We start from the raw sequence: 13,119 nt of genomic DNA on the forward strand, positions 1-13,119 counted from the left end.
ACTCCTTTAGTATGCAAAAAAAGTGGCTGACAAGCAGCCACTTTTCGTTCTTGCTATTTGCTTGTGATCTACTTCGCATATTCAACTGCACGGGTCTCACGAATAACCGTAACTTTAATATGTCCCGGATAATCGAGTTCACTCTCGATTTTCTTCGTAATATCGCGTGCAAGCCGGAATGCTTCCGTATCGTCAATCTTCTCAGGTTGAACCATAACACGGACTTCGCGTCCCGCTTGAATGGCGAAAGACTTCTCTACGCCGTCGAACGACTCCGAGATATCTTCCAGCTTCTCCAGGCGTTTGATGTACGTTTCAAGCGTCTCGCGCCGTGCGCCAGGACGTGCGGCAGACAAAGCGTCTGCAGCTCCCACCAGCATTGCGATAACGGAAGTCGCTTCAACATCGCCATGGTGGGAAGCGATACTGTTGATGACAACAGGATGCTCCTTGTACTTCTTCGCCAGCTCTACGCCGATCTCAACGTGCGAGCCCTCAACCTCGTGGTCAAGCGCCTTGCCGATATCGTGCAGAAGACCTGCGCGCTTAGCAAGCGTGATATCCTCGCCAAGCTCTGCAGCCATAAGGCCGGTCAAATAAGCAACTTCCATTGAGTGCTTCAACACGTTCTGACCGTAGCTTGTCCGATACTTGAGACGTCCCAGAATTTTAATCAAATCAGGGTGCAAACCATGAACCCCAACTTCGAAAGTAGCTTGCTCGCCGTATTCGCGAATCCGCTCGTCTACTTCCTTGCGGGACTTCTCGACCATCTCTTCAATGCGAGCCGGATGTATACGACCATCTGCAACAAGCTTCTCAAGTGAAGTCCGAGCAATTTCGCGTCTAATCGGGTCAAAGCCAGACAGAATGACCGCTTCCGGTGTATCGTCGATAATCAAATCGATACCAGTCAATGTTTCGAGTGCACGGATATTACGGCCCTCACGTCCAATAATACGGCCTTTCATTTCTTCGTTAGGCAGGGTAACGACCGATACAGTCGTCTCTGCTACGTGATCCGCCGCACATCGTTGAATAGCGAGTGAAATAATGTCCCGCGCCTTTCGATCGGCTTCTTCTTTCGCTTGCTGCTCGATCTCTTTGATCATCTGTGCTGTTTCGTGACGCACTTCCTGCTCCACATTCGACAAAATAATCGATTTCGCATCCTCCATAGTCAAGCTGGAGATGCGCTCCAATTCACTAAGCTGCTGCTTGTAAATGGATTCAATTTGTTCTTGTGTTTCATCGATCCGTTTCTCTTTGTTGGCAACTAATTCTTCTTTGCGTTCAAGCGCTTCTATCTTTTTATCCAGCGACTCCTCTTTCTGGAGCAAGCGTCTTTCTTGACGCAAGGACTCGTTACGCCGCTCACGGATGTCTTTTTCAGCCTCCGTACGGAGTTTGTGGATTTCATCTTTTGCTTCGAGCACCGTTTCTTTCTTCTGGGCTTCTGCTTCCTTCTTCGCATTCTCTACGATTTGAACAGCAGCTTGCTCAGCGCTGGAAATCTTGGCCTCGGCAATCGACTTACGAATAAAATAACCAATCCCAAAGAAAATAACGCCAACAACGAGACAGATCAACACCGTCCAAATAGGGTCCATCTTGTTCACCTCCTCGTTGCATTCACCAAGGCAAGCTTGGGATGATATTAGGTTTTTAGCCGGTTTCCATACCGATTGATTCTCTAACTTATTGACGAAAATAATCGTTTCAAATCAACTTTTGGAAGGAAAATTGATTTGATATAAAAGGAATACAATTTTATTTTATCTTTTGGCAAAATCAATTGTCAAGCAAAAGCCCTTCATCCTCATCCGCCTGCTCGATTTCCGCTTCATCTATAGCCGCTTTTGCCGCTTGTTTAACGACATCCGAAGGAAAGCCCCTACGCATTAAAAAGGCCATCAGCTTCTGCCGTTTCTCTCTGTTCTCTCCTTTGAGAGAGCGCCATTTCTTCTTCGCCGCATGCACGGCGGATGCGAGTTCGTCTTCCTTGTCGATGGAATCAAGCGCGTCGGAAGCCGCCTGCTTCGATACTCCGCGCTGGTGCAGCTCCTGCTTGATCCAGCGGCGACCCTTCTGACTGTAACGGATACGCTGCAGCGCGAAATGCCGCGCATACTCTCCATCATCAACAATATGTTCCGATTCTAAACGTTCAAGCGCGTAAGCAATTGGTTCGGGTTCAAATTCCTTGCGGAGCAAATATTGTTCGATCTGTTTGCGGGTTCTTGCTTTTACGCCAAGATAGGTGACGGCAAGCGAATAAGCCCGGTATCTTTCGTCCTCTTCGGAAATCTCGGCAATAGCTTCCCTTGTAAGCTCCTTCCCTTTAAACAGCGTATATTTTATAAGAATATCCTCGTGGACGGATAACAACGGCTCTTCCACGCCGTTTGCATAGACATGGTATCGTTTACGATCCTTGCGGTCCTGCTCCACCGCAGAAATCTCGATTAACATCCTGGTTACACCCCGTTCATTGCAAAGAAGCAGCGCCGCCCTCGAAAGGACGGCGCTGCTTCTTCCTTAATTATTCCTATTAATCGTCAAGTTCCGACTCATCAAAGTCATCGTCATCATCCTGCGAGAAGTTCGCAGGCTGCGCGGAAGCGGACAAATTGCTTTGCTCGCGGATTTGTCTCTCGATTACAGCAGCCACTTCCGGATGATCCTTCAGGAACTGCTTGGCATTCTCGCGACCTTGGCCAAGACGGTCGCCATTGTAGGAGAACCAAGCTCCGCTCTTCTGAACGATATCCATCTCTACGCCAATATCTACAAGGCTGCCTTCTCTCGAAATGCCTTCGCCGTACATGATATCAATCTCCGCTTGCTTGAACGGAGGAGCTACTTTGTTCTTCACGACTTTAATCCGCGTACGGTTACCAACCATATCGTTGCCTTGCTTGATTGTCTCAATCCGGCGTACTTCCAGACGCACGCTGGAATAGAACTTCAGTGCGCGGCCGCCAGGCGTAGTTTCCGGGTTACCGAACATAACGCCGACTTTCTCGCGCAACTGGTTAATAAAGATGGCGATTGTCTTCGACTTGCTGATCGCGCCACCCAATTTACGCAGAGCCTGCGACATCAGACGTGCCTGCAGACCGACATGGGAATCCCCCATATCGCCTTCAATCTCTGCTTTCGGTACAAGTGCTGCTACGGAGTCGATAACGATAATGTCGACCGCGCCGCTTCGTACAAGCGCTTCTGCGATCTCAAGCGCCTGTTCACCCGTATCCGGCTGCGACAACAGCAGTTCGTCGATATTTACGCCCAGCTTGCTCGCGTACAATGGATCAAGCGCATGCTCCGCATCGATAAATGCAGCTTGTCCGCCGATCCGTTGTACTTCCGCAATAGCGTGAAGCGCAACGGTTGTTTTACCGGAGGATTCCGGTCCGTAGCATTCAATAATACGGCCTCTTGGCATACCGCCGATTCCAAGAGCAATATCTAAAGCAATTGAACCGCTTGGTACGGTTTCAACTTGCATATGTGTGGATTCCCCTAATTTCATGATGGAGCCTTTACCAAATTGCTTCTCAATTTGACGTAAAGCCATCTCCAAAGCAGCACGACGATCCGACAAGCTACTCACATCCTTCGTTATTTATAATTGTATGATACCTTGTTTCCGCTCAAATGCCAAGCTTTTTTTCGAACATACATTCGTCTTTTTATTTCCACGTCCTTTCCAGACGCATGGCGAAACGGCTTTTGCCCTGTTGGGCAACCATGCGCGATTCGTCATGCTTCTAAAAATAGACATAAAAAAACCGCAGCAAAGTAATCTTCGCCACGGTTCTTCCGCATGAGACCAATTATAGCGGAAATGGTACAAACAGGCAAGTATTATTCGGGCTAATCCGACAATTTATTGTTCGCGCAGTCTCAGCCACAATTGATATAAGGCCGCCTTTACCGCACGGATGCGGATGATGGCGCGGGTACCGGAGAAATGGCCGGTGAATACGGCAGTCGGCTTGCCCCTCTCGGCAACCGCGTAATAGACCAGGCCAACGGGCTTGCCTTCCGCCTGAGCCGGGCCGGCTACCCCCGTGAGCGAAACGCCAAAATCGGAATCTCCGATCTGTCTGACGCGTTCGGCCATCATTGCTGCCGTGGATTCGCTGATCGCTCCCGGCGCCCCGTCTCCTTCAAGCTGCGCCATCGGGATGCCAAGCAGCTTATGCTTCATCTCGTTCGTATAAGTAACAACGCCGCCGGAATATTCCCCGCTGCTGCCGGGAATGCCGGTAATAAGCTCGGCAAGCAAGCCTCCGCTAATGCTTTCGGCTGTCGAAAGCTTTCTTCTCGATGTCCGAAGCAGCTGCACGACCTGCTCTTCCAGCGTAATCTCGTCCTGCGCGAATAAGTACTCGCCCACCCGCTGCTGGATCGCATCGACGGTTTGATCCAGCTTGACTGCAGCATCGGATTCGTTCGCCGCTTTCGTAGATACCCGAATGGCAACCTCGCCTTCCTTCGCATACGGCGCGATTGTAGGGTCCGATTGGGCTTCGATCAGATCAATCAGCTTTGCTTCCAGCGTCGATTCCCCGATCCCTGCAAACATAAGCAATCTGGAATAAAGCGGCTCTTCTGCGCCCAGAATAGACCGGAGCCATTCCGACGCCGGCCCTTCCATCATCGGCTTCATCTCGCGCGGAGGACCGGGCAGAAGCAAATAATGCGTCCCGTCCTCGGACTGTCCGTTGCCGACGGCAAGACCGGCTTCATTATCAATCGGGGCGCTGCCGTCAATCATCAGCGCCTGTCTTCGGTTGCTCTCTACCATGTGGATGCCGCGAGAACTGAACATTTGCTCGATTTTATCCATGGATGGCTGATGAAGGGAAAGGCCCCTGTTCAGATAAGCCGCGAGAACGTCCTTCGTCAGATCATCCTGCGTAGGACCAAGCCCTCCGGTAAACACAAGCAGGTCGGCACGCTGGCGGGCAATCTCGATCGCTTGGCGGATCCGGTTCGGATTATCGCCGACGACTGTCTGGAAGTAAACGTCTATGCCAAGCGATGCGAGCTTTCTGGACAAGAATTGCGCGTTCGTATTGACGATTTGACCGAGTAAAAGCTCGGTGCCCACTGCGATTATTTCAGCTTTCATGCGATTTCCCCCTTCGAATCCTGCAGCGCTAGGAAGCAAAAGCACCTCTCCACGAATGGAAAGATGCTTTATTGTTTCTTATATGATCCTGATTATTGCACAGGTATCAAATGTTTGTTCTTGAAGAAATAGTCGAATCCGGAATATACCGTAATAATAACGGCAATCCAGCTTACGATATCGTCAAACGGAAAATCGATAAACGTAAACGGGAAGTTGTTGAGCAGAAGCGAAATGATCATCGTAATTTGTACGGCTGTTTTCCATTTGCCCCATTTGCTCGCCGCCATTACGCTGCCTTCCAGCAAGGCAATCTGACGCAGACCCGTAACCGCGAATTCGCGGCTGATAATAATGATGGCCATCCATGCCGCCAGCTTATCCATTTGGACGAGCGAGATCAGCACAGCCGCCACAAGCAGCTTGTCCGCCAGCGGATCAAGAAGCTTGCCGAGGTTGGTTACGATCTTGTTCTTCCTGGCGATATAACCATCGAGACCGTCGGTGCTTGCCGCTATGATAAAGATTATAGCCGCTATAATCTGATTGTATGTAATGGAGTAATCATCGCCGAAAGCAAGAGGCTTGATATCGATATTGACGAGCAGAAATACCATAATGATCGGCACTAAAATAATTCTGGCCAGCGTAATCCTATTTGCCAGGTTCATTCGTTCACACCCCCGGACCGTCTAGCCTTGTTCCTGCATTGATGCATGATTGCTTGTACTGTCATATGTATGTCCCCCGGATCGTTTCCAAAACTATCTAACCAAGTATAATACATGCCATTTCCTATGTCAAAATATCGAACGTCATAGAGCGAAAGCCCTTCTTGCCCGAATTGACGAGGCAGCGAAGGGCCGGAAAAGGCTTATTAACGGTAATTCGTGAACTGCAGTTCGACGGTCAAATCCGCTGCGCGGAGAAGAGCCATAACCGCCTGCAAATCATCGCGGCTTTTACCGGTTACGCGGATTTGGTCGCCTTGAATCTGGCTTTTCACCTTAATCTTCGAATCCCGGATCAGAATATTAATTTTTTTGGAATTATCTTGGTCGATCCCCGATTTCAGCTTAATACGCTGACGGACGGTGCTCGCCGAAGCCGATTCCACCTTGCCGTATTCCAGGTTTTTAATCGGTACGCCGCGCTTGACCATCTTCGATTTCAAAATATCAAGAACGCTTTCCAGCTTGAAGTCGTCATCGGAAACGACAACGAGCTCTTCTTTCTCCAGCTTAATGCTGCTTTTGCTTCCTTTGAAGTCGAAGCGTGTTTCAATCTCCCGCTCCGCTTGCTGAATCGCATTGTTCAGCTCTTGCATATCCATCTTCGAAACGATATCAAATGAACTTTCAGAACTCATTGTTTGACAACTCTCCCTTTGTATCTAATTCAATCCTTACTGATTCTCCGTACCTGCCGTGTCCCCAGGCGTGGAAGAATTGTCCGGACTTTGAGTCGATGTCCCGTCAGTCTCTCCGGCACCCTGCACGGGGTTCAGCTGAATTTTTTTCGAGCCTGCACGGTCTCCGTCGTTAATCTGCACGCCGTCGACTGTAATGGTACTCAGATCGGCACGCCCGACATTAATGTAAAGCGGTTGATCCAGGTCGTACGTAAAGGCTGAGCCGTCGGGAGCAGTCTCCGAAATAATCGCTTTGCCGGAAGAGCTTCCCGAGCGCACTTCCGTCCAGCTTGGCCCGCCGGAGATTTTGATTTCCACTTTATGCACCACGCCAGCAGGCGAGACATCATAGTGATCAACCTTGCCTACCTTGGACGAGAACGTCACGGTAGTCGGCGATTGGCTTGGAGTTGGCGTAGGCGTTGCCGTAGGCGTCGTTGTTCCCCCGGCGTTCGACGAATCTGGCGATTGGCTTGGCGGAGCCGGCGAAGCCTGATCCGTAATATTCGTATTGTCGATTTCCTTTGGATTATCGGCTTTCTGATTAACGAAATAAACCCAGACAACAACAACGATGAGGATCAGGAACGACCACATCATGATGTTGAAGCCAAGCTTGCTGATCCGTTCCGAAGAACGGGTTCTAACACGCTTTGGCTGTCTCGCCGGGACTGCTTCTACAACCTGATCCGTAACGGAAGCAGGAATCTCATGCTGATACAGCCGAAGAACTTCATCCGAATCCAGTCCAACGGCATCACAGTAGTTTTTCACGAATGCGCGTAAATAGAACGTTCCCGGCAACACGCTATGGTCACCGCTCTCGATTGCTTCTAAGTAGCGCTTCCGTATTTTGGTTATTTCCTGAACATCATCAAGCGTTAATCCGCGCTCTTCCCTTGCTTTACGCAGCAACGCTCCTAAATCCGACATGGTGTCTACTCCTCTCTGCTAGAATTCATTATCCGAATAATTGGCCGTAAACGATTCGTATGTAATCTCTTCGTCCGGTGTGTTACGCAGCTCGATAATCATATCAAAATGGCTGTAATCGTATTGCGACTCCTTGATAAAGATATCCGGATGCTCAATAACCTTCGTCGAAGGCATGGCCATAATTTCCTGCAGCAGCGAATAGTGCTTTTCGTTGGAACGGATTGTGCTTACGATACCGTCAATGATAAAGATGTTGTTATCATTCATTTCATCCTCGGACAGCTGGCTGCGAACGGTTTGTCTCAGCAACGTCGACGAAACAAAGGTCCAACGCTTGTTCGAGCATACGCTTCCCGCAATAATGGACTCCGTCTTGCCGACACGCGGCATGCCACGCAAACCAATAACCTGATTGCCGTCCCGTTTAAACACTTCACCGAGAAAATCGACCAAAATGCCCAGCTCGTCTCTTGTAAAACGGAAGGTTTTGCGGTCATCCGAGTCACGTTCGATATAACGTCCGTGACGGACGGCCAATATGTCAACGATCGTAGGCGTACGAAGCTTGTTTACCGTAATGTTGTCAACCTTCTGCAGCATTTTGCCCAGCAGAACGATTTTTTCTTCGTCATCCGTCTGAAGCAGCATGCCGCGCGTACGGTCCTCTACGCCATTAATCGTCATAATGTTCACTTCAAGCATACCGAGCAGCGATGCAATATCGCCAAGTAGACCCGGTCGGTTCTTATGTATTTTGTATTCCATGTAGTATTGCTGCTTTGATCCCATTTCACACCGTCCCTTGTTGTCACCAATCCCATTTGATTGACTCGCTTATAAAAATTTATTCTACAATTTTCGTCACATTCCTGCAACCTATTCGCAGACATTGCAGAAAAGCCTCCAAATTGGGAGGCTTTTCTGCAGATGCGAGCAATTAAGTTTGTTCGACCAGCTTGACCATAAGACCGGCTACCGTTTTACGCTCATGCTCGTCGCCCGCATCCCATAGCTGCTTCAGTACACGCTGTTGCTCATTTTTAGGATCAACCTTCTCATCGAGGAAGGAACCAATTTCGTAAGCCAAATTATGAATGGTTTCCTCAGACATCCCGTTGCTTTTAGCTTGTGCTACGCGGTCCGACAAAAATTCTTTCCAATTGTCGAAACTTGAAAGAACGTTAGACATTTTATTTCGCCTCCTGGATAAGTACATTTTAAGAAGAGTGTAGCACTCAACAAATGTTATTCTGCGTAGAGACGAAACAAATTATACGAAAGCAAGGGTGTTAAGTATGCCAGCCGCCGTTCGGACTGATAATTTGCCCGGTTATATACGATGATTCCGGCAAAGACAAGAAATACACCAGCGAAGCGACTTCATCAGGTTGTCCAAAACGGCCCAGCGGAATTTCCTGTTCGAGAGCCGCCTTCTCTTCATCGTTAAAACCGCTCATCATCTTTGTATCGACAGCTCCGGGAGCAACCGCGTTAACGGTAACTCCGGAAGGAGCAAGTTCCTTGGCAAGCGCCTTCGTGAAGGCATTCATGCCTCCTTTGGTCGTGGAGTACAGCACTTCGCAGGAAGCGCCGGACATCCCCCAAATGGACGACACGTTAATAATCCGGCCGAACCGGTTCGAGATCATATGCGGCATAAAAAGCTGACTGGACAAAAACATGCCCTTCAGATTGACGGCCATTACATCATCCCATTCCTGCTCCGTCACATCGATCAGCATGCCGTAATGGGAGATTCCCCCGTTATTGACGAGGATATCGGGCAGCATGCCATGAGCCTCCAGCTTCTCTTTCATCCTCGTAAGCTGCTCCTTCGAACGAAGGTCGGCCGAGATGGTCATGACATTGGCGCCCAGGCGCATGCAAGCTCTGGCTGTTTCGTTAGCCGCTTCATGCGATTCCCTGTAATGAATGACGATGTTAAGTCCCTCCGCGGCAAAGCGCTGCGCGATAGCAGCGCCGATGCCGCGGCTTCCCCCGGTTATTAACACCGTCATTTGTTTAAAAGGCTTCATTAAACCGGCTGTCCGTCCGGCTTCTCGACAATGGAAATCGCTAACTGCTGGAAGTCGAAATGCTCGCGGATCCGTTCATTCACTTGCTCCAGCGTGCAATTCTCGTACAGGGACAAGAGATCAAACATGTCGCTGTCGCGGAACCGGTAACGAGTAAATTCGCCGGCAATCGCCTCAGGGGAGTTCAGCATCCGCAAATATCCGCCGATTTTCTTCCGCTTCGACCGTTCGAAGGCGGCAGGTTCAATACCCGTGCGCAGCGCTTCTTCAACGGCCGTGCGGATCCGGCTAAGCAGTTCATCCGGATTTGGCGAGTCGCCGCCAATAACCGAAAAAGCATAATCCGTGCTTACGTTAAATTCCGTTCCGAAGGAATCGGAGATTAAATTTTGCTCATACAAATCCTGATACAAAGCCGAGCTTGCGCCAAACAAAGCGTCAAGCATCAGCTTGGAAGTCACTTCGTGGCTTAGCAGCGCCTCGCCCGTAAGCCCTGTTTTCTTCTCCTTGAAGCCAAACATGACTTTCGGAAGAGATACCGGAAGCTTCGTTACTTTCCTCGGCACCTTAACGCTCTCCGGCTCATTCTCGAAGAAACGCTTGATTTCCCCCTGCGGTTTGAACGTCTTGCGGGCTTGATTGCTGCGGACAAGCTCGAACACTTCCTCCGCCTTCACCCCGCCCACCACAAACAGCAGCATATTGGACGGATGGTAAAACGTTTCGTAACAGCGGTACAGCGTTTCCTTATCGATCTGATAGATCGACTCCACGGTACCGGCAATATCGATGTGAATCGGATGCGTGTGATACATGGCGTCTATCAGGCCGAAATATACGCGCCAATCCGGATTGTCTTTATACATATTGATCTCTTGAGCGATGATGCCTTTTTCCTTATCCACGTTCTGATCGGTGAAATACGGATGCTGGACAAAATCGATCAAGGTTTCGAGATTGGCCGGGATCTGCTCCGTTGCCGAGAACAAATACACCGTACGGTCGAAGCTTGTGAACGCGTTCGCCGAAGCCCCTTGCGAAGCAAATGTCGCGAAGATGTCGCCGGTTGGCTCTTCGAACATTTTATGCTCCAGAAAATGGGCAATCCCGTCCGGCACGCGTACCGGCTCTTGATCGCCTACGGCAAACTTGTTATCGACGGAGCCGTACTTGGTCGCAAAGGTAGCGTAAGTCTTCTGGAAGCCTTCCTTCGGCAAGACGATCACTTCGAGGCCGTTATCCAGCACTTCGCGGTATAGCGTTTCCTGAACGCCTTTATAGTCGAGTGTCTCCATTGCCGTCATGCCTCCTTCTGGTCGCGCAAGAAGTAAATCGTATCAAGCTGCGCCAATGCCGCAACCCGCACGATGTCCTCTGCCGTTACCGCTTCAATCTGGTCAAGCAGCTGCTGTGCCGTTCGTTCTTTGCCCGATAGCACGGCATTAAAGTCATAAGCGATCATCTCGTAAGCGGAATCCTGCAGCTCCCGCAAATGATTCGCTATCATCGCTTTTGTCTGATTCATCTCGAGGTCGGAGAGATTGCCTTGACGCATGCTCTCCAGCTGCTCCTTGATAATGGTGACAGCCTTCTCATAGTTGGCAATCTCGATGCCCGATTGAATCGTGAGCAAGCCTTTATGTCCATCCAATCTGGATGCAGCGTAATAAGCAAGGCTTTCTTTTTCCCGAACGTTCAAAAACAGCTTGGAATGCGGATAACCGCCCAAAATGCCGTTATACATCAAGGAAGCTGCGTAATCCTCGTCGCCATAGCCGACATTCGTGCGCAGTCCCATATTCAGCTTGCCCTGGTTGACGTCCATGCGTTCCACAACGGTTTTGACGTTGCGGACTTCATGGGCAATAGAAGGAGTTGAATAGCTTGCAGGACTGCCATCCTCAATGCGGAAAGCTTCTTTTGCAAGCGCGGCGACCTCCTCCATTGTTGTATCGCCAACGACGTATAAATCAAATGCGGCTTCGCTTAGCCACGTTTTGTATTGACTATATAAAGATTCCGGCGTAATGGAGCCGATTTCCTCCAGCTTGCCGAGCGGATGAAGACGGTAAGGCTCACCGGCACACATCTCTTCCATGCAGCGCTCAGCCGCATATCGGATTTTATCGTTCACGATGGATTCCAGCCGTTTCGTCAACGTCTGCTTCTCCGCATCTACATACTTGCGGCGGAACACGCCGTCTTCCGTTACCGGCTCCGTAACAACTTCGCCAAGGAATCGCAAGGACGAACTTAATAACGGCACATCGGACGATACGAAATGATCGTTGATAACGTCCATGCGGAATTGAACGATTTGAGAATCGCCTCTTTTATATACATCAAAGCCGAATCCGGCGCCGTACAAATCATCCAGCCTTTCGCGGAAAGCCTTGGTCTCGGGCGTGGATACCGTGCCTCGACGCAATACAAACGGGGCTAGCGCGGTTTTGGTTACAGCGTTTTCAGATAATGGCAGTCCTGCGAACAGCGATATCGCAAACGTCTTGAAACGTTTTGTTGGCATTACATGCAGCCTGATCCGGCCTATTTGCCCTCTTTCGAATAATGTCACTTCCGTTTGCTCCTTCCGAGTAAAATGGAATATAGTAATGTATTCCATTTTCTTGCTTCCTATACCATTCTAACCGATACGAAATGGAAGAAGCAACCTGCCTGCCCAAGGCAGAAAGGCTGCTTCTGATAATCGTTACATACAGAATATATGCTTGCCGATGGTCTTGACTTGAGGTCTGGACCAGATCCATTTGGACGTTGCCGTCTCAGGATTGAAATAGTACGTGCAGCCGCCTGTCGGATCCCATCCGTTGATGGCGTCCTGCACGGCCTTGCGTGCCGTTTCGTTTGGCGTAAGCCAGATCTGACCGTCCGCAACGGCTGTAAACGCGAGAGGCTGGAAAATGACTCCCGAGATCGTGTTCGGGAAGCTTGGCGACTTCAAACGATTCAGGATAACCGCAGCTACCGCTACCTGACCTTCGTACGGTTCACCGCGTGATTCCCCGTATACCGCATTCGCCATAATCTTCAAGTCGCTTTCCGAAAGCCCGAGATTATTGGATTTCGATGGCGTGCTGCCACCCGACGATCCGGAATTCGAGCCGCTGTTATTGCTATTGTCGGAACCGCCGCCCGCATTGCCTGTATCCGATGCTGATGGTTGCCAATTCTTCGTAGCTTCCCATAGCTTGAGCTTCGTTTTTGCCCCGACTACGCCGTCGGATTTCATTCCGAACTTCCATTGGAACCAGGTCACCGCATTTTTGGTTTTGGTACCGAAGCTTCCGTCGATTGCGCCATTGTAATAGCCCAAATATTTAAGCCTACCCTGCAGTTCGTATACATCCGAACCGGAGGAACCTACCGTTAAAGTAGCATTGCTGAACGTTGCTTTCGCATCATCCTGCGTATATCGCTGGAAGGAATGCATTCCGAACAATACCGACACAATGATGATAGTCACGACAAGTAATCGATTTTTCATGTAGGATTCTGCCTTTCTCTTGCAAGTTAGTCCGCGATTAGCTGCGTTACCTAACTCTAGTATGAGAAGGGAATCCTGCTTCTATTCA

13 protein-coding genes are annotated in these 13,119 nt (G+C 49.8%); all 13 read right to left on the bottom strand.

Features of this window, described 5'->3' with window-relative positions; translation table 11 throughout:
• Window positions 1-68: 68 nt before the first annotated feature.
• Window positions 69-1,610 (bottom strand): ribonuclease Y, encoded by a 1,542-nt coding sequence (gene rny, locus CFI03_RS05840; RefSeq protein WP_015844954.1) that lies wholly within the window; start codon window positions 1,608-1,610, stop codon window positions 69-71.
• Between the two features lie 181 nt (window positions 1,611-1,791).
• Window positions 1,792-2,472 (bottom strand): RecX family transcriptional regulator, encoded by a 681-nt coding sequence (locus tag CFI03_RS05845; protein WP_248756771.1) that lies wholly within the window; start codon window positions 2,470-2,472, stop codon window positions 1,792-1,794.
• A 79-nt stretch (window positions 2,473-2,551) separates the two neighbouring features.
• Entirely contained in the window at window positions 2,552-3,607 is a 1,056-nt protein-coding gene (gene recA / locus CFI03_RS05850; protein WP_127495766.1) for a recombinase RecA, read from the bottom strand.
• 285 nt (window positions 3,608-3,892) lie between these two features.
• Window positions 3,893-5,143, bottom strand: a complete 1,251-nt coding sequence (locus tag CFI03_RS05855; protein ID WP_248756772.1) for a competence/damage-inducible protein A — start codon at window positions 5,141-5,143, stop codon at window positions 3,893-3,895.
• Between the two features lie 92 nt (window positions 5,144-5,235).
• Window positions 5,236-5,814: a CDP-diacylglycerol--glycerol-3-phosphate 3-phosphatidyltransferase gene (gene pgsA / locus CFI03_RS05860; RefSeq protein WP_127495768.1), complete on the bottom strand. Its 579-nt coding sequence runs from the start codon at window positions 5,812-5,814 to the stop codon at window positions 5,236-5,238.
• Window positions 5,815-6,020: 206 nt separating this feature from the next.
• The gene (locus CFI03_RS05865; protein WP_127495769.1) at window positions 6,021-6,512 is read right to left on the bottom strand and encodes a YajQ family cyclic di-GMP-binding protein; all 492 of its coding nucleotides are present in this window, start codon (window positions 6,510-6,512) and stop codon (window positions 6,021-6,023) included.
• A 36-nt stretch (window positions 6,513-6,548) separates the two neighbouring features.
• A complete protein-coding gene (locus CFI03_RS05870) occupies window positions 6,549-7,487 on the bottom strand; it encodes a helix-turn-helix domain-containing protein (protein ID WP_248756773.1) in 939 nt (312 codons plus the stop codon).
• A gap of 18 nt (window positions 7,488-7,505) precedes the next feature.
• Window positions 7,506-8,279 carry a DUF3388 domain-containing protein gene (locus CFI03_RS05875; RefSeq protein ID WP_127495771.1) on the bottom strand — a complete coding sequence of 258 codons (774 nt, stop codon included), beginning with the start codon at window positions 8,277-8,279 and terminating at the stop codon, window positions 7,506-7,508.
• Window positions 8,280-8,427: 148 nt separating this feature from the next.
• Window positions 8,428-8,679, bottom strand: coding sequence for a DUF3243 domain-containing protein (locus tag CFI03_RS05880; RefSeq protein WP_127495772.1), 252 nt, complete (start codon window positions 8,677-8,679; stop codon window positions 8,428-8,430).
• A 100-nt stretch (window positions 8,680-8,779) separates the two neighbouring features.
• Window positions 8,780-9,526, bottom strand: coding sequence for an elongation factor P 5-aminopentanone reductase (gene ymfI / locus CFI03_RS05885; RefSeq protein ID WP_248756774.1), 747 nt, complete (start codon window positions 9,524-9,526; stop codon window positions 8,780-8,782).
• Complete coding sequence (yfmH, locus tag CFI03_RS05890) at window positions 9,526-10,821, bottom strand: EF-P 5-aminopentanol modification-associated protein YfmH (RefSeq protein ID WP_248756775.1); 1,296 nt, start codon at window positions 10,819-10,821, stop codon at window positions 9,526-9,528. The genes ymfI and yfmH overlap by 1 nt, the downstream gene beginning before the upstream one ends.
• A gap of 5 nt (window positions 10,822-10,826) precedes the next feature.
• On the bottom strand, window positions 10,827-12,149 hold the full coding sequence (gene yfmF / locus CFI03_RS05895) for an EF-P 5-aminopentanol modification-associated protein YfmF (protein ID WP_127495775.1): 1,323 nt from the start codon (window positions 12,147-12,149) through the stop codon (window positions 10,827-10,829).
• An 87-nt stretch (window positions 12,150-12,236) separates the two neighbouring features.
• Complete coding sequence (sleB, locus tag CFI03_RS05900; RefSeq protein WP_248756776.1) at window positions 12,237-13,031, bottom strand: spore cortex-lytic enzyme; 795 nt, start codon at window positions 13,029-13,031, stop codon at window positions 12,237-12,239.
• Between the last annotated feature and the right edge of the window lie 88 nt (window positions 13,032-13,119).

This window comes from Paenibacillus sp. ATY16 (assembly GCF_003399985.2).
GTDB lineage: Bacteria > Bacillota > Bacilli > Paenibacillales > Paenibacillaceae > Pristimantibacillus > Pristimantibacillus glycanilyticus.

Coding starts and splice junctions, on each gene's coding strand:
- CFI03_RS05870 (WP_248756773.1), bottom strand. CDS start 7,487: ATGTCGGATTTAGGAGCGTTGCTGCGTAAAGCAAGGGAAGAGCGCGGA.
- CFI03_RS05845 (WP_248756771.1), bottom strand. CDS start 2,472: ATGTTAATCGAGATTTCTGCGGTGGAGCAGGACCGCAAGGATCGTAAA.
- ymfI (WP_248756774.1), bottom strand. CDS start 9,526: ATGAAGCCTTTTAAACAAATGACGGTGTTAATAACCGGGGGAAGCCGC.
- yfmH (WP_248756775.1), bottom strand. CDS start 10,821: ATGGAGACACTCGACTATAAAGGCGTTCAGGAAACGCTATACCGCGAA.
- CFI03_RS05865 (WP_127495769.1), bottom strand. CDS start 6,512: ATGAGTTCTGAAAGTTCATTTGATATCGTTTCGAAGATGGATATGCAA.
- yfmF (WP_127495775.1), bottom strand. CDS start 12,149: ATGGAATACATTACTATATTCCATTTTACTCGGAAGGAGCAAACGGAA.
- CFI03_RS05875 (WP_127495771.1), bottom strand. CDS start 8,279: ATGGGATCAAAGCAGCAATACTACATGGAATACAAAATACATAAGAAC.
- sleB (WP_248756776.1), bottom strand. CDS start 13,031: ATGAAAAATCGATTACTTGTCGTGACTATCATCATTGTGTCGGTATTG.
- CFI03_RS05855 (WP_248756772.1), bottom strand. CDS start 5,143: ATGAAAGCTGAAATAATCGCAGTGGGCACCGAGCTTTTACTCGGTCAA.
- rny (WP_015844954.1), bottom strand. CDS start 1,610: ATGGACCCTATTTGGACGGTGTTGATCTGTCTCGTTGTTGGCGTTATT.
- CFI03_RS05880 (WP_127495772.1), bottom strand. CDS start 8,679: ATGTCTAACGTTCTTTCAAGTTTCGACAATTGGAAAGAATTTTTGTCG.
- pgsA (WP_127495768.1), bottom strand. CDS start 5,814: ATGAACCTGGCAAATAGGATTACGCTGGCCAGAATTATTTTAGTGCCG.